18 protein-coding genes are annotated in these 18,598 nt (G+C 60.3%); 8 read left to right on the forward strand and 10 right to left on the reverse strand.

What is annotated here, in order from left to right; genetic code table 11:
• Positions 1–24 precede the first annotated feature (24 nt).
• Positions 25–2,220, forward strand: a complete 2,196-nt coding sequence (locus ACRY08_RS14030; RefSeq protein ID WP_432450582.1) for a heavy metal translocating P-type ATPase — start codon at positions 25–27, stop codon at positions 2,218–2,220.
• A gap of 3 nt (positions 2,221–2,223) precedes the next feature.
• A complete protein-coding gene (gene ccoS / locus ACRY08_RS14035) occupies positions 2,224–2,385 on the forward strand; it encodes a cbb3-type cytochrome oxidase assembly protein CcoS (RefSeq protein ID WP_432450583.1) in 162 nt (53 codons plus the stop codon).
• 41 nt (positions 2,386–2,426) lie between these two features.
• Here ccoS and ACRY08_RS14040 read toward each other — a convergent pair whose 3' ends face one another.
• Both ACRY08_RS14040 and ACRY08_RS14045 read right to left on the reverse strand, forming a co-directional pair.
• Positions 2,427–3,035 (reverse strand): LuxR C-terminal-related transcriptional regulator, encoded by a 609-nt coding sequence (locus tag ACRY08_RS14040; RefSeq protein WP_432450584.1) that lies wholly within the window; start codon positions 3,033–3,035, stop codon positions 2,427–2,429.
• A gap of 198 nt (positions 3,036–3,233) precedes the next feature.
• A complete protein-coding gene (locus tag ACRY08_RS14045; protein WP_432450585.1) occupies positions 3,234–3,899 on the reverse strand; it encodes an arylesterase in 666 nt (221 codons plus the stop codon).
• Positions 3,900–3,926: 27 nt separating this feature from the next.
• Between ACRY08_RS14045 and ACRY08_RS14050 the strand changes: the two genes are divergently transcribed.
• Both ACRY08_RS14050 and ACRY08_RS14055 read left to right on the forward strand, forming a co-directional pair.
• Entirely contained in the window at positions 3,927–4,595 is a 669-nt protein-coding gene (locus ACRY08_RS14050) for an ABC transporter ATP-binding protein (RefSeq protein WP_432450586.1), read from the forward strand.
• A complete protein-coding gene (locus ACRY08_RS14055; RefSeq protein WP_432450587.1) occupies positions 4,592–7,114 on the forward strand; it encodes an ABC transporter permease in 2,523 nt (840 codons plus the stop codon). Before ACRY08_RS14050 ends, ACRY08_RS14055 begins: the two co-directional genes overlap by 4 nt.
• Before the next feature lie 111 nt (positions 7,115–7,225).
• Here ACRY08_RS14055 and ACRY08_RS14060 read toward each other — a convergent pair whose 3' ends face one another.
• The 7 genes from ACRY08_RS14060 to ACRY08_RS14090 form a co-directional block, all read right to left on the reverse strand.
• Complete coding sequence (locus ACRY08_RS14060) at positions 7,226–8,002, reverse strand: succinate dehydrogenase iron-sulfur subunit (protein ID WP_432450588.1); 777 nt, start codon at positions 8,000–8,002, stop codon at positions 7,226–7,228.
• A 12-nt stretch (positions 8,003–8,014) separates the two neighbouring features.
• On the reverse strand, positions 8,015–9,820 hold the full coding sequence (gene sdhA / locus ACRY08_RS14065; RefSeq protein WP_432450589.1) for a succinate dehydrogenase flavoprotein subunit: 1,806 nt from the start codon (positions 9,818–9,820) through the stop codon (positions 8,015–8,017).
• A 17-nt stretch (positions 9,821–9,837) separates the two neighbouring features.
• Positions 9,838–10,209, reverse strand: a complete 372-nt coding sequence (sdhD, locus tag ACRY08_RS14070) for a succinate dehydrogenase, hydrophobic membrane anchor protein (RefSeq protein WP_432450590.1) — start codon at positions 10,207–10,209, stop codon at positions 9,838–9,840.
• Positions 10,210–10,219: 10 nt separating this feature from the next.
• Entirely contained in the window at positions 10,220–10,603 is a 384-nt protein-coding gene (sdhC, locus tag ACRY08_RS14075; protein ID WP_432450591.1) for a succinate dehydrogenase, cytochrome b556 subunit, read from the reverse strand.
• 266 nt (positions 10,604–10,869) lie between these two features.
• Entirely contained in the window at positions 10,870–11,904 is a 1,035-nt protein-coding gene (locus ACRY08_RS14080; RefSeq protein WP_432450592.1) for a MaoC family dehydratase, read from the reverse strand.
• Positions 11,905–11,961: 57 nt separating this feature from the next.
• On the reverse strand, positions 11,962–12,510 hold the full coding sequence (locus tag ACRY08_RS14085) for an NnrU family protein (RefSeq protein WP_432450593.1): 549 nt from the start codon (positions 12,508–12,510) through the stop codon (positions 11,962–11,964).
• Positions 12,511–12,534: 24 nt separating this feature from the next.
• Positions 12,535–13,383 (reverse strand): HpcH/HpaI aldolase/citrate lyase family protein, encoded by an 849-nt coding sequence (locus ACRY08_RS14090; protein WP_432450594.1) that lies wholly within the window; start codon positions 13,381–13,383, stop codon positions 12,535–12,537.
• Between the two features lie 325 nt (positions 13,384–13,708).
• On the opposite strand from ACRY08_RS14090, the gene ACRY08_RS14095 reads away from it, so the two are divergent.
• Positions 13,709–14,032 carry a hypothetical protein gene (locus ACRY08_RS14095; RefSeq protein WP_432450595.1) on the forward strand — a complete coding sequence of 108 codons (324 nt, stop codon included), beginning with the start codon at positions 13,709–13,711 and terminating at the stop codon, positions 14,030–14,032.
• A 56-nt stretch (positions 14,033–14,088) separates the two neighbouring features.
• Here the strand turns inward: ACRY08_RS14095 and ACRY08_RS14100 are convergent, their stop codons facing one another.
• Entirely contained in the window at positions 14,089–14,847 is a 759-nt protein-coding gene (locus ACRY08_RS14100) for a sulfite exporter TauE/SafE family protein (protein ID WP_432450596.1), read from the reverse strand.
• 158 nt (positions 14,848–15,005) lie between these two features.
• Here ACRY08_RS14100 and mdh point away from each other — a divergent pair, with 158 nt between their 5' ends.
• From mdh to sucD, 3 genes are all read left to right on the forward strand, one after another.
• A complete protein-coding gene (gene mdh / locus ACRY08_RS14105; RefSeq protein WP_163039258.1) occupies positions 15,006–15,968 on the forward strand; it encodes a malate dehydrogenase in 963 nt (320 codons plus the stop codon).
• 250 nt (positions 15,969–16,218) lie between these two features.
• Positions 16,219–17,412, forward strand: coding sequence for an ADP-forming succinate--CoA ligase subunit beta (sucC, locus tag ACRY08_RS14110; RefSeq protein ID WP_432450597.1), 1,194 nt, complete (start codon positions 16,219–16,221; stop codon positions 17,410–17,412).
• Positions 17,413–17,713: 301 nt separating this feature from the next.
• Positions 17,714–18,598: a succinate--CoA ligase subunit alpha gene (gene sucD / locus ACRY08_RS14115; RefSeq protein ID WP_432450598.1), complete on the forward strand. Its 885-nt coding sequence runs from the start codon at positions 17,714–17,716 to the stop codon at positions 18,596–18,598.

Here is an 18,598-nt window from a genome sequence, read left to right on the forward strand (position 1 = left end):
TTTTGCGCGAAGAAGGACACTACCATGGCTGCCCCGATCTCTGCCTGCCCCGCATGTGATGCTGCCCCTCTGGCCGAGGAACAGGCTGGCAAAGGGTATCGCGGCAATGGAATGGAAGCAAAACGCGTCATGCTTTCGCTGCCGCAGATTTATTGCGCGGCCTGTATTGCAGGTGTGGAACGCGGGCTGGCCAAGCAAGACGGCGTGCGCGCCGCCCGCGTGAACCTGACCCTGAAACGTGCGACGGTTGATGTGGACCCGGATATCGAGGCGCAAAGCCTTGCCGATTATCTGACCGGTATCGGCTTTGAAGCCTACGAGCTTGACCCGGGACAGCTGACCTCAACCGCCACGGACAAGCAGGGCAAGGACCTCTTGATGCGCCTTGGCGTTGCCGGGTTCGCGATGATGAACGTGATGCTGCTGAGCGTTGCGGTCTGGTCGGGCGCCACCGATGCCACGCGCGATATGTTCCACTGGATCAGCGCAGGCATCGCCATCCCGACCGTTGGCTTTTCAAGCCAGGTCTTCTTTCGGTCAGCATGGTCGGCGCTGCGCGTTGGGCGGCTGAACATGGATGTGCCCATTTCACTGGCGATCATTCTGGCGCTGGGCATGTCGATCTATGAAACCATGCATTCCGGTGCGCATGCCTATTTTGATGCGGCACTGTCGCTGACATTCTTCCTGTTGGCCGGGCGGTATCTGGATTACCGCACCCGCGCGGTTGCGCGATCAGCGGCCGAGGAATTGGCCGCGCTGGAAGTGCCCCGTGCACTTTTGGTGGTGGACGGTCAGGCGGACGAACAGGTGGCCGTGTCCGATCTGGAACCCGGTCAGATCGTGCGCGTGGTGCCCGGATCGCGTGTGCCGGTGGACGGAATTGTCATGTCAGGCGAAAGCGAATTGGACCGATCTATCCTGACCGGGGAAAGCCTGCCGGTTGCGGCGGCGCCTGACAGCATTGTTTCGGCGGGCGAGGTGAACCTGACCGGTCCGTTGACGGTGCGTGTGACCGCCGCCGGGCGTGACAGCTCGTTGCACCGCATGGCGGATCTGGTTGCCATCGCGGAAACCGCGCGCAATCGCTACACCTCGCTTGCTGACAAAGCGGCGGCTGTCTATGCGCCGGTTGTCCATCTTCTGGCCGCTGCAGCCTTCCTGTTTTGGTTCTGGTATTCCGGCGATTGGCGTATGGCGATGAATATCGCCGTGGCCACGCTGATCATCACTTGCCCCTGTGCGCTGGGTCTTGCCGTGCCTGCCGTGACCACCGCCGCCTCGGGTCGTCTGTTCAAACAGGGCATGCTTTTGAAATCCGCCACCGCCATGGAGCGTCTGGCCGAGGTCGATCACGTGGTCTTTGACAAGACCGGCACGCTGACCGAGGGCAAACCCGCGTTGGATGCGCTGGCCCGCCATAAGCCGCGTGATCTGGAGATTGCACTGGCCTTGGCCGAAGGCTCCAGCCACCCGCTGGCGCAATCCCTGACCCAGGCTGCGCGCGCCGCTGGTGTGCAGCCCGCCGAGATCAGTCAGGTTCATGAGGTTCCCGGCAAGGGCATCGAAGGGCTTTGGCAGGGCAAGACCGTACGCCTTGGCCGTGCCGAATGGCTGGGCGCTAATGCCGTGGGGCAAACCGCCACCTATCTGGCCGTCTCGGGCGCCAAACCCGTGGCGTTCACCTTCACCGACGCCCTGCGTGAAGGTGTCGAGGCCGCGATCACCGCGCTGAAAGCCAAGGGCATGGGCATCACGCTGATCTCTGGCGATGTGCCTGCCGCCGTGGCCGATATCGCCGGGCGTGTGGGAATCGAGGACTGGAAGGCCGACACGTTGCCCGAAGACAAAGCTGAGTTTGTGGCGCGTCTGGGCAAATCGGGCCGCAAGGTTCTGATGGTGGGCGACGGGTTGAATGACACGGCAGCACTGGCGGCTGCACATGTGTCCATTTCTCCGGCGTCTGCACTCGAAGCCGCCCGTGTGGTGTCGGATATCGTGCTCTTGGGCAAGTCGATGGAGCCCTTGTCATCTGCGATCGAGCTGTCCAAATCCGCGACAAGACGCATCAAGGAAAACTTTGCGATTGCAGCGGGTTACAATGCCATCGCCATCCCGGTTGCCCTGATCGGACTGGCCACGCCTCTGGCGGCTGCGCTTGCCATGTCGACCTCCTCTGTGTCAGTGTCGCTGAACGCATTGCGCCTTCGGAAAGGGTGATCCATGAACGTACTTGTCTATCTGATCCCGGCGTCTCTTTTGTTGGGCGGCCTGGGGCTGGCGGCCTTTTTCTGGACCCTAAAGAGCGAACAATACGAAGATCCGGATGGCGACAGCCACCGTATTCTAAGTGATCGTTGGGATGATGAGCCGCCGCAAGGCTAAAGCCGGTCAAAACGTGGGCAAGGGGACAGGCTTTGCGCTGTTCAGACCAACTCGTCGCGCGTGGCAATCATCGCCGCATGGGTGCGGTTGCGTGCCCCCAACTTACGGATGATCGCGCGCATGTGCATTTTCACCGTGACTTCCTGAATGCCAAAGGCGTGGGCGATTTCTTTGTTCTGCTGCCCATCACAGAGCAAAGCAAGGATCTGAAGCTCTCGTTTTGACAGGCGGGAAGAGGGATCGCGGCGCGCGGGACCCTGACCGTCATCAGGCAAAAGCTGCAGTTTGAACTTGCTTGCCATCAGGTTCAGGATCGCTGACAGCGCATCAGACGTGATGGATATTGGGGCCGTTGCGGTTGCGCCGATATCCAGCGCGTGTCGGCCCACCGACAGATCACTGTCGTTCAACAAGAGCAGGATTTTGCAGTCCTGCCGCCGGCGCGACAGCTTCTCGACCGCCTTCAACCCGTCAAACCCGTCCAGATCATGTTCGATAACAACCATGCACAAGTCGGTGTGACGTGAAAGTGCGTCATCTGCGGCTTCGAGACTGTCAAAATGATGCACTTCGTGGTCCGCACTGGTGCCCAGTGCAGACCTGACGCGATACTCCATCGCCGGGTCTTTTGTGATGACAAGAATAGTCACCCATGCTCTCCGCTTGTCAGCTTGGGGCCTTTCTGGCCTCTCGCGGTTGAGGCGCAAGATTGGCACAGGCCAAAGGCGCAGCATAGGTGTCACTAGGGATAGGTTCGCGATAAAAAACGTTTTAAAATCAGCTGTTGCACACGTTTGACCTGTGCTTTTGGATAGGCTGCTATTTCAAGGGGAATGCACAAGGCATCCCTATTGGATTCGCGCCATGATCACAGGTCCAAGGCCTTCCACAATCTTCAAGACACCGGCTTTGTTCGGGTGAAGCCCATCGTCTTGCAGAAACAACTGGCGGGCGGCTGCCATTGAGCCGGCCTCTGTCAGGGGGGCCAGGAAGTTGGGGTATAGCTGAACCTCATATGCGTCGGCCAACCTTGGGAAAATGGCATTGAACCGGGTGCGATAGTCTGCGCCGAAATTGCCGGGGCCGGGGATGCCGATCAAAACCACCTCGAGTTCCCGCTGTGTCAGCTCTGTCAGGATCTTCTCCAGATTTCGATAGGTTTCTTCCGGGGAAATACCGCGCAGCATGTCGTTTCCGCCCAGCGTCACCAGCACCATGTCGACCTCTTCGGTCAACGACCATGCAAGCCGGGCAGCCCCGCCCGCCGAGGTGTCCCCCGAGACCCCGCCGTTTTGCACCCTGACGTCGAGCCCCTGCGCCGTCAGCCAATCTTCCAACTGGGGCACGAATCCGTCACCCTGTTCCAGCCCGTAGCCCGCTGTCAGACTGTCACCAAGCGCCAGGATGGTCGTGGTCTGGGACAGCGCCGGGATCGCAGAGACACAGGTCAGAAACAGACCCGCTGCCACCCCCTTGAGAACCGCGCCCAAGCCCCCATATCCAGTTGAAATCATTTTGCCTCTCCATATGAAAGTCTGCCCATGACCCGCCCGGTTCTTTGCCTGAAAGACGCCCGATTGACCCTTGGCCATAATGCCGGTCGGACCGAGATCCTCAAGGGGATTGATATCGACGTGGCCCGCGGCGAAACGCTGGGGCTTACGGGGCCGTCCGGGTCGGGCAAATCCTCTCTCCTTATGTTGATGGGTGGGCTGGATCAGGCCACCGGAGGGTCAGTGCAGGCGCTGGGTCAGGACCTTGGCGCCATGGGCGAAGACGAGCTTGCGCGGTTTCGCAGGGATCATATGGGGGTGGTGTTCCAGTCTTTCCACCTGATCGCGACAATGACAGCGTTGGAAAATGTCGCAACACCTTTGGAACTGTCGGGTGCCAAAGATGCGTTCGAACGCGCCGAGGCAGAGCTTGAAGCCGTCGGGCTGGCGCATCGTTTGCATCATTATCCCAGCCAGATGTCAGGCGGCGAACAGCAGCGCGTGGCGTTGGCCCGGGCAGCGGCCCCACGGCCTGAAATCCTCTTGGCGGATGAGCCGACCGGCAACCTGGACGGCGCCACGGGCGCGGCAATCATGGATCTGCTTTTCGGGTTGAGGGACCGGCACGGATCAACCCTGATCCTCGTGACCCACGCGCCTGAACTGGCCAAGCGCTGCGACCGCGTCCTGCGCATTCAGGATGGGCGGTTGGTATGAAGCAAATGCTGACCATGGCATGGGTGCTGGCCCGGCGCGAAATGCGCGGTGGCCTGCGCGGTTTTCGCATCTTCCTTGCCTGTCTGGTGCTGGGGGTTGCGGCTATTGCCGCAATTGGCAGTGTGCGCGAGGGTTTGCGCGCCGGGCTGGCCTCGCAGGGCGCGGTTTTGCTGGGGGGGGACGCCTCGGTGTCCTTCACCTATCGGTTCGCCTCGGAGGGGGAACTGGCACGGTTGGCGGATGTTGCGCAATCTGTGTCGGTGGTCGCAGATTTCCGATCCATGATCGTGGTGAATGACGAGCGCGGGCTGACACAGGTCAAAGCTGTGGATGGCGCTTATCCGCTTTTTGGGCAGGTGGTTTTGGACCCGCCCATGCCATTGGATCTGGCGCTTGCCGGGCAGGATGGCGTGGCGGGGATCGTGATGGATGATCTGCTGATTGATCGGTTGGGTCTGGGCATCGGTGATCAGGTGGCCCTTGGCGATGCGGCGTTTATCTTGATGGCCGAGCTGGTGAAGGAACCGGATAACGCCACGGGCGGGTTCGGTCTTGGGCCGCGTTCTATCGTCGCGCGCACAGCGCTGGAGGGCTCGGGCCTGTTGTCTGAGGGCACGCTGTTTAACAGCCACTACAAACTGCGATTGGCGGATGGCGGGATCGAAGCTGCAAAGGCGGCCTTGATGCCGGAACTGGAACCGAAGGGGGCGCGCTGGCGCGATGCCCGAAATGGCGCCCCCGGCCTGAGCCGGTTGATCGACCGGTTGGGGGCTTTTCTGGTCCTTGTCGGGCTGGCCGGGCTGGCGGTTGGCGGGGTGGGGATCTCGGCCGCGGTGCGCAGCTATCTGGACAGCAAAACCAGCACGATTGCGACCCTGCGCGCATTGGGGGCCGAGCGGCGGGTGATCTTTCTGACCTATTTTCTGCAAATTGGCGTCCTGACGCTTCTGGGTCTGGCTGTTGGTTTGATCCTTGGGGCTTTGGTGCCTGTTGCGCTGGTGCCTGTGATCGCGCGCACTCTGCCGATCTCGGCTGAAGTAACGCTCTATCCCGCGCCTATGGCAGAAGCCGCGCTTTATGGGGGGCTGGCGGCGCTTTTGTTCACACTCTGGCCGTTGTCGCGCACCGAAGATGTCACGGCGGCGGGCTTGTTTCGCGATGCAGCCCTTGGGCGTTCCCGGCTGCCGCGCCCTGTGTTCATCGCGCTTTGTCTTGGCATTCTGGCCTTGTTGATCGGGCTGGCCGCATGGCTGTCGGGTTTGCCCAAATTGGCATTGTGGAGTTTCGCCGGACTGGGCATGGCCTTTGCGACGCTTGTTCTGACGGGCGGGGCCGTGAAGCGGGTTGCGCGCGCTTTGGGGCGTGCGGCGTGGCTGCGCGGTCGCCCGACCCTGCGCATTGCGCTGGGGGCTGTGGGCGGGCCAGGCGGCGAGGCGGGCGCGGTTGTCTTGTCACTGGGGCTTGGGCTGGCCGTGTTGGCGGCGGTGGGGCAGATCGATAACAACCTGCGCGGGGCAATCTCGCGTGATCTTCCGGATGTGGCGCCAAGTTTCTTTGTGGTCGATATCCAGCCAGACCAGATTGACGGGGTGCGCGCGCGGCTGGAGGGCGACCCGCTCGTCAGCCGGATTGATACCGCGCCAATGCTGCGCGGGGTGATCACGCAGATCAACGCAAAGCCCGCATCAGAGGTCGCTGGCGGGCACTGGGTGTTGCAGGGGGATCGCGGGTTGACTTACTCGGCCGCGCCCACGCGTACCACCGTGGTCGAAGGGGAATGGTGGTCCGAGGATTATGATGGTCCGCCCCAGATCAGCTTTGCCGCCGAAGAGGCGGCTGAAATGGGGTTGTCGCTGGGGGACAGTATGACGGTGAACATTCTGGGCCGCGACATCACCGGTGAAATCACCAGCTTTCGCGAGGTGGATTTCAGCCAGGCGGGCATGGGGTTTGTGTTGACGATGAACCCTGCGGCCCTGGCCGGGGCGCCGCACAGCTATATCGCCACGATCTATTCAGAAGAGGCCGGAGAGGCCGCGATTCTGCGCGATTTGGGTCGGGCCTTTCCCAACATCACGTTGATTTCGGTGCGTGACGCGATCACGCAGGTGACCGGGTTGATGGGGCAGATTGCGGCGGCAATCACCTATGGGGCCTTGGCCACACTGGTCACAGGCTTCGTGGTGTTGATGGGGGCGGCGGCGGCGGGCGAGCGGGCGCGGACCTATGAGGCAGCCGTGTTGAAAACGCTGGGCGCGACCCGCGCGGCGATCCTTGCAAACTTCGCGATCCGCTCGGCGGTTCTGGGCGCGGCAGCCGGGGGCGTGGCGGTGTTGGCAGGCGGTTTGGCAGGCTGGGCCGTGACGCATTACGTGATGGAGGAGCGGTTTGTGTTCGACATTTTATCTGCCCTGTCCATCGTAGCGGGGGGCATCGTGGCGACGATCCTGGCCGGGCTTGCCTTTGCCTGGCGACCCTTGTCGTCCAAACCCGCGCGGGTGTTGCGAGCGCGGGAGTGAGGGGCCAGCCCCTCACACTCCCCGAGGTATTTCGGACAAGAAAATGAGGCAGGTGCTGCCATGAAAAAGGGCGGCCCAGAGGCCGCCCGATTTCTGTGAATTGCGCTGCGCTTAAAGTGTGCGTTCGACCATCATCTTTTTGATCGAGGCGATGGCCTTGGCCGGGTTCAGGCCTTTCGGGCAGGTCTTGGCGCAGTTCATGATCGTGTGGCAGCGGTAAAGCTTGAACGGGTCCTCGAGGTAATCGAGGCGTTCACCCGTGGCTTCGTCGCGGCTGTCGATGATCCAGCGATAGGCATGCAAAAGCGCGGCCGGTCCAAGATATTTGTCGCCGTTCCACCAGTAGCTCGGGCACGAGGTCGAGCAGCTGGCGCACATCACGCATTCATAAAGACCATCGAGCTTCTTGCGGTCTTCGATGGACTGCTTCCACTCTTTCGCGGGGCGGTTGGTCTTGGTTTCCAGCCACGGCATGATCGAGGCATGCTGGGCATAGAAATGCGTGAGATCCGGGATCAGGTCTTTCACCACCGGCGTATGCGGCAGCGGATAGATTTTCACGTCGCCCTTGATCTCGTCCATGCCGTAGATACAGGCCAGCGTGTTGATCCCGTCGATGTTCATCGCACAGGAGCCACAGATGCCTTCGCGGCAAGACCGGCGGAAGGTCAGCGTCGGGTCAATCTCGTTCTTGATCTTGATCAGCGCATCCAGAACCATCGGGCCGCAGTTGTCCATATCGATGAAATAGGTGTCGACACGGGGGTTTTCGCCGTCATCCGGGTTCCAGCGGTAAATCTGGAACTTGCGGACATTCGCGCCATCAGGCTTCGGCCATGTTTTGCCGGTGCGAACGGTCGAGTTCTTGGGGAGCTTGAATTGTACCATCTGGCGTCCTCCTTAGAACGTCCGCGCTTTGGGCGCGATTTTCTTCAAGGCGATGCCGCCTTCTTTTTCGGTGGTCAGCGGATCGGTGATCACCGGGCGGTAGCTGAGGTCCACCTTGTTGCCATCGACGCGGCTGACGGTGTGGACACGCCACTTCTTGTCGTCACGCTCGGGGAAGTCCTCATGCGCATGCGCGCCGCGGCTTTCCTCGCGCGCTTCTGCGCCGTGGATGGTGGCCAGAGCATTGGGCATCAGGTTGGCCAGTTCCAGCGTCTCCATCAGGTCCGAGTTCCAGACCAGCGAGCGGTCGGTGACAGCAAGGTCGTCCATCTTGGCGGCCACGGCGGTCATCTTCTCGACGCCTTCTTTCATGGTCTTGGCGGTGCGGAAGACGGCGGCATCTGCCTGCATGGTCTTCTGCATCTCAAGACGCAGCTCGGCGGTTGGCACAGTGCCTTTTGCGTTGCGCAGACCGTCGAAACGATCAAAGGCCGCGTCAACCGAGGACTGGTTCAGCGCCGGGTTGGCGCTGTCTGCGTCCACGACCTTGCCGGCGCGGATCGCGGCGGCGCGGCCAAAGACCACAAGGTCAATCAGCGAGTTCGAACCCAGACGGTTCGCACCGTGCACGGACGCACAGCCCGCTTCACCAACAGCCATCAGGCCGGGCACAACAGCGGTCGGGTCCTTGGCGGTCGGGTTCAGCACTTCGCCCCAATAGTTCGTGGGGATGCCGCCCATGTTGTAGTGAACGGTGGGCAGAACCGGAATCGGTTCCTTGTTCACGTCAACACCGGCAAAAATCTTCGCGCTTTCCGAGATGCCGGGCAGGCGTTCGGCCAGAGCTTCGGCGGGCAGGTGGTCAAGGTGCAGGAAGATGTGATCTCCATCCTTGCCCACGCCGCGCCCTTCGCGGATTTCCATCGTCATCGAGCGGGACACGTAGTCACGCGGGGCGAGGTCTTTATACTGGGGCGCATAGCGCTCCATGAAGCGTTCGCCTTCCGAGTTCACCAGATAGCCGCCTTCGCCGCGTGCACCTTCGGTGATCAGGCAGCCCGAGCCATAGATGCCGGTCGGGTGGAACTGAACGAACTCCATATCCTGCAGAGCCAGACCCGCGCGCGCCACCATGCCGCCACCGTCGCCGGTGCAGGTGTGGGCCGAGGTGGCTGAGAAATAGGCGCGGCCATAGCCGCCCGTCGCCAGCACAACCATCTTCGCGTTGAAGACATGCATGGTGCCGTCGTCAAGTTTCCAGCAGACCACACCCTGACATTCGCCGTCTTCCGACATGATCAGGTCGATGGCGAAGTATTCAACGTAGAATTCCGCATTGTTTTTCAGCGACTGGCCATAAAGCGTGTGCAAGATCGCGTGACCGGTCCGGTCAGCTGCGGCACAGGTCCGCTGCACGGCGGGGCCTTCGCCAAATTCGGTGGTGTGGCCGCCGAAGGGACGCTGGTAAATCTTGCCTTCTTCGGTGCGCGAGAAGGGCACGCCATAGTGCTCGAGCTCATAGACCGCTTTGGGTGCTTCGCGGGCCAGATATTCCATCGCATCCGTGTCGCCCAGCCAGTCCGAGCCCTTCACGGTGTCATACATGTGCCACTGCCAGTTGTCCGGGCCCATGTTGGACAGGGACGCGGCGATGCCGCCCTGTGCGGCCACGGTGTGCGAGCGGGTTGGGAAGACTTTGGTCACACAAGCGGTGCGCAGACCTTGTTCGGCCATGCCAAGCGTGGCCCTCAGACCGGCGCCACCGGCACCGACCACGACCACGTCATATTCGTGTGTTTCGTATTCGTAAGCTGCCATTTGGGGGCTCTCCGGTCTTAAAATGCGATGCGGGCAAGGCCATAAAGGCCGATTGCCAGAACGGTGTAGGAAAGGGCGGTGCAGACGATCACAAGGACCTTCTTGGTGACGCCGCGCGAATAATCCTCGATCACCACCTGAACGCCGTGACGGAAGTGCACCATGGCGGTCACAAGGGTCATGGCGGCGATGATGGCAGGGAAGGGACGCTGGTAATAGGCGATGGCCTCGTCATAAGGCATGCCCAGCGCGTGGCCGAAGGTCAGGGCAAAAAGCGGCATCAGGACCAACAGGCCAACAGCGGAAATCGCCTGACCCCAGAAATGTTCGGTGCCAGAGCCGGAAGACCCTTTGCCTACGGCGCGTTTGCGGTCGGTAAGATAGCTCATGTCTTCCCCCTTACACGATCACGGCGACAAGGATCGCCAGAATGACAGAGCCGAAGATAACCCCAAGGCCCATCTTTTCGGCGGTTTCGACGTCAAGGCCGATGCCAATGTCCCAGATCAGGTGACGCAGACCCGACAGCGCGTGGTAGCACAGCGCCCAGAGGGCGGCGAACATGATCACATCGCCAAAGAACGAGGTCATCAGACCATTCACCAGATCATAATATCCTTGCCCCAATGCCGCGGCAAAGAACCACCAGACCACAAGGATCGCAGCACCCAAAAGCGCCACCCCGGTGATCCGGGCGAAGATCGAGGTGATGGAGGTCAGCTGCGGGCGGTATACTTGCAGATGCGGGGAAAGAGGGCGGTTGCCTCTGTTCACGTCGGCCATGGCGGCCTCCTTCTGTCTATTTCGACTTTGCGACAGGAATAGCGCCTTTTGCGGCACGGAGTCACGCGGTAAGGCGGCGGTTTTCCGTGGAATTTGCGCTAACAAGGAGGGAATCTGGGGCTTGTGATCACATATTTCAAATTTGTGATCACGCTTTCTTGCCCATTTTATCCGACTGAATAAATCAGGTAATGTGCGCGATTGTATACCACAGGCAGAGCGCAAACAGCCTGCGCCCGCCCCATATCAGGGACGGGCGCAAAGGGTCATTTCGGCATCAAGGCCCAATAGTCGAGATCCAGCATGACCTCGGGCAGGTATTTGCCATCCTCGCCCTTCAGCGCAAATTCGGGCGCGCCGTGCTTCACGGCGACCAGACGCAGGCGAACGGCGCCCACGCCGGGGGCATCCGTATCGGCCTTGTCCAGCACCTCGGACCAGGCGCGGATCGTATCGCCCGAGAAGCAGGGGTTGGCATGGGCGCCCCCGTTCAGGCCGACAATCATCTGTGCGTTGGCCAAGCCGTTGAACGACAGGGCGCGGGCCATGGAAATCACATGCCCGCCATAGATCAACCGCTGCCCATCGGGGCGGAAGGTGGCATCGAAATGCACTTTTGCCGTGTTCTGCCACAGACGCGTGGCCATCATGTGTTCGGCTTCCTCGACGGTCACGCCATCCACATGGTCGATCTTCTCGCCCACCTCATAGTCGCCCCAGCGATGCGGTTCGCCGGCTTGCGTGAAATCGTAATCCGCAAAGGACAGACCTTCGGGAATCGACAGGTCGCTTGCCTCCAGCACGCCTTTCAGTTCGGGGATCACGGTTTCGGGCGCAGGGGCGTCCAGGTCGCCTTTGCGCACCATCACCCAGCGCACATATTCCATCACCGGCTCACCCACTTGGTTGAAGCCACGCGTGCGCACCCAAACCACACCGGATTTGCCGTTGGAGTTCTGTTTGAGGCCAATCACCTCGGATTGCGACCGCAGCGTATCGCCCGGATAGACCGGTTTCAGCCAGCGCCCCTCGGCATAGCCCAGATTGGCCACGGCATTCAGCGAAATGTCGGGCACGGTTTTGCCAAACACCACATGGAAGGCAATCAGATCATCGATCGGCGAGCCTTCCAACCCGCAAGCGCCGGCAAATTCATCCGAAGAGTAAAGCGCGTGACGGGCGGGATAGAGCGCATGATACAGGGCGCGTTCACCCTCGGCCACGGTACGCGGCACAGCGTGGTCGATCACGTCGCCCAGCTTGTAGTCTTCGAAAAAACGGCCCGGGTTGGTTTTGGCCATGTTGTGCTCCTTACAAAGTTCAGATCCGCGCAGCAAAACGCCACGCGGAATGTGTGTCTACGCGCCGAATGGCGACGGGCCGATCAGCCCGTGCACATATCCGATCACGACCAGCAGGACGACGGATGCCACGAAGAACATGCCATCTTTGGCAATCGCGCCTTTGGGGTTGGGCGTCCAGTTGGGTTCAGCCCGGTTGATCACCAGCATTTCAAGCGCGGCCCAGATGGTCAGGCCGGTGAACAACACCAACGACGCGATATCCGGGTTGACCATCAGATGCGCCAGCGCCCACAGGATGAAGCCAAACAGCATCGGGTGACGCAGCTTGTAAAACAGCGCGCCTTTCGACGGGCCGGGGCTGGTGAAGTAAAGCCCGATCAGGATCAAGAGGTTGTTGGCGTGTTTCAGGGCAGGGGGGTAGCTCCATAGGTCATAAGCTTCCACAGACCGATAGCCGATCACCATCGCCACAATCGAGGCAAGGATCACCAAAGCCGACACGGGCTTGGCGCGCGCGCCCATGCTGGCATGGGCTGCCGGCAGGGCGCGTTTCCAGAAATGTCCGGCATACCACAGGGCGAGACCGATGATCATCAAGGTCATGGCGAGGTTCCTTTGTAAGGGGCCTCAGCCTTGCATCTGGATGATGGCGTCGGCTTTGGCCAGAATGGATTTTGCCGTCACAACATGCAGGTTTTCGACGATTTTACCATCCACAACCGCCACGCCTTCGCCTGACGCTTCGGCAGCTTCAAAGGCGGCGATCTGGCGCTGCGCCAGATCAATTTCTGCTTCAGAGGGCGCGAAGGCGTCATTGGCAATGGCCAGCTGCGCGGGGTGGATCAGCGTCTTCCCGTCCATGCCCATATCGCGCCCCTGATCACATTCGGCCTTCAAGCCTTCGTCATCCTTGAACGCGTTGTAGACACCATCAACGATCACCACGTCATGTGCTTTCGCCGCGATCAGGCACATGTGAAGCCCGCCCATCATCGGCAGCCGGTCCGCGCGGAAACGGGTGTTGAGCTCTTTTGCAAGGTCGTTGGTGCCCATGACAAAGCCTTTCAGGCGCGGATGGGCTGCAATTTCTGCCGCGTTCAGCATGCCGATGGGGGTTTCCATCATGGCCCACAGGTCCACATCTGGGATCAGTGCGGCCAGTTCGTCCAGTTGCGCGGCCGATCCGACCTTGGGCATCAGGATCGCGTCGATATCTGCGCCGACGAATGCGGCCACATCATCTTTGCCCCATTCGGTGTCGAACCCGTTGATGCGCACGATCTTGGCGCGGTTGCCATAGCCGCCCTTGTCCAGCTCGGCCTTCAGAATGGCGCGGGCTTCCACCTTGGCGTCAGGCGCCACGGCATCCTCGAGGTCAAAGATGATCGCATCGGCGGCAAGGCCACGGGCCTTTTCCAAGGCGCGGGTTTTCGAGCCAGGGATGTAAAGGACGGAACGGTAAGGGCGAGTGGTCATGATTCTGTGTCTCCGCAATATTGTTGCGCAAGGGATCACATCTGCGCACCATTTCGCAAGCCAAACTTTGCCGCATTGCAGAAATTTTCCGCAACGTCCCGCGGATCTTCATGTTGCATTTACCAACACGGCACATGCCGGGCGGCGTGTTAACCACTTCTTCGGCTCTGAGGCGCAGGCTTAGGACACGCGCCGAGTGACGGGAGGGCCCACGGATGGCCACTGACACAAACGGGATGCAGCTCGGCACCTGATCGAACGAGGCCCCTTGCCGCCGGTGACCCCGGATGGCCCGGTAAAGCGGCTCATTGGAAAGGGAAGACCCATGAAGCAGGATATTCTTGCACTCGGACTGGGCATCGGCGCGATCCTATTGTCGGCCACTCAGCTCCACGCCCAAAGCGCAAATCGTTGCGGACAACGTGACGCGGTTGTTGAACGACTTGCCGAAACCTATGGCGAAACGCGCCAGTCGATTGGTCTGGCGTCAAACAGCCAGGTGATCGAGGTGTTTGCCTCGTCCGATACCGGCACCTGGACCATCACCATGACCACGCCGCAGGGGCTGACCTGCCTGGTTGCCGCAGGGCGTGGATTTGAACGGCTGGATGAAGAGCTGACGCCCGCCGCGCTGGGCGATCCGGTTTAAGACAGGCTGAACCCGGAACGTGACATGATATAACCCCGCCCCATTGGCGGGGTTTTTCATGTCAGCCCTTCCCAGATCAGTTTTGTTCCCGTCAGGATCAGGAATAGGTAGGTGAAGCCGAAAAACAGGCGTTCGGACATCTTGTGATGCAGATGCACCCCGATCCAGACACCCAATACGGCAAAGGGGATCAACAGAAGATCGGCCTTTGCCGTTTGCCACGTGAAGATCCCCAAGGCGAAATAGGGGATGAATTTCAAAAGGTTGATCGCCCAGAACACGATGACGGTCGTGGCTTGAAAGGTGGTTTTATCCAGCTTGCGTGACAACAGGAAAACGGCCGCCGGTGGGCCACCTGCATGGCTGATGAAGCTGGTGAACCCGGCGATGACGCCCCAAAAGGCCCCCAGCTTTCCTGACATCGGGCGCGGGGCCGGGGGGATCAGGCCGTTTGCGCGCGCCAGTTGAAATGCCACGAACCCGACGGCGATCAACCCAATGAGCAGGCGAAACACATCCGGATTGGCCATCGAATAGAGCGTTGCTCCCAGTGCCACACCCGGCACCGCCCCCAGCACCAACGCCCAGGCCGAGGGCGTATCCCATTTGCGCCAATAGGGTTTCAACGCGGTCACATCCATCAGCATCAGAAGCGGCAGCATCAACCCAATTGCGGCGCCCGGCTCCAGAATCAGCGCAAGCAACGGCGTTGCCGCAAAAGCCGCCCCTGACCCGAACCCGCCTTTGGAAATCCCGGCGAAGATCACCGCTGGGATCGCAAAGAGAAAGAAAGTGAGGTCCAGAACCTCGGGCATGTCTGATCCCTCAAAACGCTGGAAAACTGGCGCTTTAGCGCTATCGCCTGTCGCATTCGGTTGCAAGCCCGGTATGATGCCGCGCTGCAGCGCCCTTGCGCGAAAGGCACTTTCGGACTACGCATGCGCCCGAAAACAACTGATCGGAGATCACACTCATGGCCAGACCCAAGATTGCGCTTATCGGTAGCGGCATGATCGGTGGCACACTTGCTCACCTTGCTGCACTGAAAGAAATGGGCGACGTTGTCCTCTTTGATATTGCGGACGGTATCCCCCAGGGTAAAGCACTCGACATCGCAGAAAGCGGCCCCGTCGAGGGGTTCGACGCAGCCCTGTCGGGCACCACGTCTTACGAAGACATTGCCGGCGCCGACGTCTGCATCGTGACCGCTGGCGTGCCGCGCAAGCCGGGCATGAGCCGCGATGACCTCTTGGGCATCAACCTGAAGGTTATGAAGTCGGTTGGCGAAGGCATTAAAGAGCACGCGCCCAATGCGTTTGTGATCTGCATCACCAACCCGCTGGACGCCATGGTTTGGGCGCTGCGCGAGTTCTCGGGCCTGCCGCACGAGAAAGTTGTCGGCATGGCTGGCGTGCTGGATTCGGCCCGCTTCCGTCACTTCCTGTCGGTCGAATTTGACGTCTCCATGCGTGACGTCACCGCCTTTGTACTGGGCGGCCACGGCGACACCATGGTTCCGCTGACCCGTTATTCGACCGTTGGCGGCATCCCGCTGCCGGATCTGGTGAAAATGGGCTGGACCAGCCAGGAAAAACTGGACGCGATCGTTCAGCGCACCCGTGACGGTGGCGCCGAGATCGTTGGCCTGCTGAAAACCGGTTCGGCCTACTATGCCCCGGCCGCCTCGGCCATCGAGATGGCTCAGGCTTACCTGAACGACCAGAAACGTCTGCTGCCCTGCGCGGCTTATGTTGACGGCGCATATGGTCTTGACGGTTTCTATGTTGGCGTGCCGACCATCATCGGTGCCAACGGCATCGAGAAGGTGATCGACATCGAGCTGAACAAAGACGAACAAGCCATGTTCGACAAGTCGGTCGATGCGGTGAAGGGTCTTGTGGAAGCCTGTAAAGGCATCGACAGCTCGCTGGCCTAAACCCAGCCAGAAATTCAGCAAGGGCGTCCTTTACGGGCGCCCTTGTTGCTTCGTGCAGATCGTTACAAACGCGAATCTCTGCGATGCGCCAGCGACATTTGCTGATTTGTGATCACACTTTTTCAGCTGTGATCACAAATTTCAAAAAGTTAGCGCAAAAACCCCGATTTCCTTAAAAAGTTCTTCTGACTGGTGTTTCACCTGTGCATGTTGTCCCGGACCCAATGGACCAACTGGATAGGATGATTTCATGAACATTCATGAATACCAGGCGAAGGCCCTTCTGAAATCCTACGGCGCCCCCGTTTCGGACGGCCGCGTCGTATTGAAAGCAGAAGATGCCAAAACCGCCGCAGGTGAACTCGACGGACCGCTTTGGGTGGTCAAAGCCCAAATTCACGCAGGCGGCCGCGGCAAGGGTTCCTTCAAGGAAGCCGACGCTGGCGAAAAAGGCGGTGTGCGCCTGACCAAATCGGTGGAAGAAGCCGCTGAAGAAGCCAAGAAGATGCTGGGCCGCACCCTTGTGACCCACCAGACCGGCCCCGCTGGCAAACAGGTGAACCGCATCTACATCGAAGCCGGTTCCGGCATCGAGCGTGAGCTGTATCTGGCTCTGCTGGTAGATCGCCAAACTTCGCGCATTTCGTTCGTTTGCTCGACCGAAGGCGGCATGGACATCGAGGAAGTTGCGGAAGCGACCCCCGAAAAGATCCTGAGCTTCTCGGTTGATCCGGCAACGGGTTACCAAGGTTTCCACGGCCGCCGCATCGCATTTGCACTGGGCCTGGAAGGTGCACAAGTCAAACAGTGCGTTGCTCTGATGGGCAAGCTCTATAAAGCCTTCACCGAGAAGGACATGGAGATGCTTGAGATCAACCCGCTGATCATCTCGGACAGCGGCGACCTGAAAGTGCTGGACGCCAAGGTTGGCTTTGACGGCAACGCCATCTACCGCCACTCGGACATCGCTGAACTGCGCGACACCACCGAAGAGGACCCGAAAGAGCTGGAAGCGTCGAAATACGACCTGAACTACATCGCTCTGGACGGCGAGATCGGCTGCATGGTGAACGGCGCTGGCCTGGCAATGGCCACCATGGACATCATCAAACTCTACGGTGCTGAACCGGCGAACTTCCTGGACGTTGGTGGCGGTGCGACCAAAGAGAAAGTCACTGAGGCCTTCAAGATCATCACCTCGGACCCCAACGTGAAGGGCATCCTTGTGAACATCTTCGGCGGCATCATGCGCTGTGACGTCATCGCCGAAGGCGTGGTTGCAGCCGTGAAAGAAGTGGGCCTGCAGGTTCCGCTGGTCGTGCGTCTGGAAGGCACCAATGTGGAAGCCGGTAAAGACATCATCAACAACTCGGATGTTGATGTGATCGCTGCCGACAACCTGTCGGACGGTGCAGAGAAAATCGTGAAAGCGGTGAAGGGGTAAACCCAATGCGGGAGATCTTAGTGTCAGCGGCGCTACTTGCGACAGTTTCTGGATGCGTCAAGCAACCCGATGCTTCAACCGCAACGGCTGCTGAACGTCCTTCGATCACATTGTCGTGCCCCAGTGGGCCAGACATGGACGCACTTATGGCAGAAGCGCGAATGCGCAATGCACCTGTGGCCTGTGACGATGGCGCGAACACTTGGGTTGTGAGCCCGCAGAGTACCTAATCACTCGTTTGAACCTGCCTTTTCGGAGAGGCTCCGAAGCTGGCAAAACGAATTATTAAGGAGACTACCACATGGCAGTCCTTATCGACGAAAATACCAAGGTGATCTGTCAGGGCTTTACCGGCTCGCAGGGGACCTTTCACTCGGAACAAGCCATTGCGTATGGCACCAAAATGGTCGGCGGTGTGACGCCGGGCAAAGGTGGCCAGACGCATCTGGACCTTCCGGTCTTCAACTCGGTGCACGAGGCAAAGCACGTCACCGAAGCCAATGCTTCCGTGATCTACGTGCCGCCGCCCTTCGCAGCGGATTCGATCCTTGAAGCCATTGATGCCGAGATGGAACTGATCGTTTGCATCACCGAAGGCATTCCGGTGCTGGACATGATGCGCGTTCAGCGCGCGCTGGAAGGATCAAGCTCGCGTCTTGTGGGCCCGAACTGCCCCGGCGTGATCACCCCCGGCGCTTGTAAAATCGGCATCATGCCCGGCCACATCCACCAGCGCGGCAGCGTTGGCGTTGTGTCGCGCTCGGGTACGCTGACCTATGAGGCCGTGAAACAGACCACCGATATCGGTCTGGGCCAGTCGACAGCTGTCGGCATCGGCGGCGACCCCATCAAGGGCACCGAGCATATCGACGTCTTGGACATGTTCCTGGACGACGACGAAACTCAGTCGATCATCATGATCGGTGAAATCGGTGGTTCGGCAGAAGAAGAAGCTGCTGAATTCCTGGCCGAACAGAAGAAGAAAGGCCGCTGGAAGCCGGTCGCTGGCTTCATCGCTGGCCGTACGGCACCTCCGGGCCGTCGCATGGGCCACGCTGGTGCCATCGTTGCCGGTGGTAAAGGCGGTGCCGAAGACAAGATCGAAGCCATGCGCGCGGCTGGCATTGTGGTGGCAGACAGCCCCGCAACGCTGGGCGAGGCCGTGCTGGAAGCGATCGGCAAGTAA

It is taken from the genome of Aliiroseovarius marinus, assembly GCF_050881025.1.
Lineage (GTDB): Bacteria > Pseudomonadota > Alphaproteobacteria > Rhodobacterales > Rhodobacteraceae > Aliiroseovarius > Aliiroseovarius marinus_A.

Coding starts and splice junctions, on each gene's coding strand:
- ACRY08_RS14100 (WP_432450596.1), bottom strand. CDS start 14,847: ATGCCCGAGGTTCTGGACCTCACTTTCTTTCTCTTTGCGATCCCAGCG.
- ccoS (WP_432450583.1), top strand. CDS start 2,224: ATGAACGTACTTGTCTATCTGATCCCGGCGTCTCTTTTGTTGGGCGGC.
- ACRY08_RS14045 (WP_432450585.1), bottom strand. CDS start 3,899: ATGATTTCAACTGGATATGGGGGCTTGGGCGCGGTTCTCAAGGGGGTG.
- ACRY08_RS14095 (WP_432450595.1), top strand. CDS start 13,709: ATGAAGCAGGATATTCTTGCACTCGGACTGGGCATCGGCGCGATCCTA.
- sdhD (WP_432450590.1), bottom strand. CDS start 10,209: ATGAGCTATCTTACCGACCGCAAACGCGCCGTAGGCAAAGGGTCTTCC.
- ACRY08_RS14090 (WP_432450594.1), bottom strand. CDS start 13,383: ATGACCACTCGCCCTTACCGTTCCGTCCTTTACATCCCTGGCTCGAAA.
- sucC (WP_432450597.1), top strand. CDS start 16,219: ATGAACATTCATGAATACCAGGCGAAGGCCCTTCTGAAATCCTACGGC.
- ACRY08_RS14030 (WP_432450582.1), top strand. CDS start 25: ATGGCTGCCCCGATCTCTGCCTGCCCCGCATGTGATGCTGCCCCTCTG.
- ACRY08_RS14080 (WP_432450592.1), bottom strand. CDS start 11,904: ATGGCCAAAACCAACCCGGGCCGTTTTTTCGAAGACTACAAGCTGGGC.
- sdhA (WP_432450589.1), bottom strand. CDS start 9,820: ATGGCAGCTTACGAATACGAAACACACGAATATGACGTGGTCGTGGTC.
- sucD (WP_432450598.1), top strand. CDS start 17,714: ATGGCAGTCCTTATCGACGAAAATACCAAGGTGATCTGTCAGGGCTTT.
- mdh (WP_163039258.1), top strand. CDS start 15,006: ATGGCCAGACCCAAGATTGCGCTTATCGGTAGCGGCATGATCGGTGGC.
- ACRY08_RS14050 (WP_432450586.1), top strand. CDS start 3,927: ATGACCCGCCCGGTTCTTTGCCTGAAAGACGCCCGATTGACCCTTGGC.
- ACRY08_RS14055 (WP_432450587.1), top strand. CDS start 4,592: ATGAAGCAAATGCTGACCATGGCATGGGTGCTGGCCCGGCGCGAAATG.
- ACRY08_RS14060 (WP_432450588.1), bottom strand. CDS start 8,002: ATGGTACAATTCAAGCTCCCCAAGAACTCGACCGTTCGCACCGGCAAA.
- sdhC (WP_432450591.1), bottom strand. CDS start 10,603: ATGGCCGACGTGAACAGAGGCAACCGCCCTCTTTCCCCGCATCTGCAA.
- ACRY08_RS14085 (WP_432450593.1), bottom strand. CDS start 12,510: ATGACCTTGATGATCATCGGTCTCGCCCTGTGGTATGCCGGACATTTC.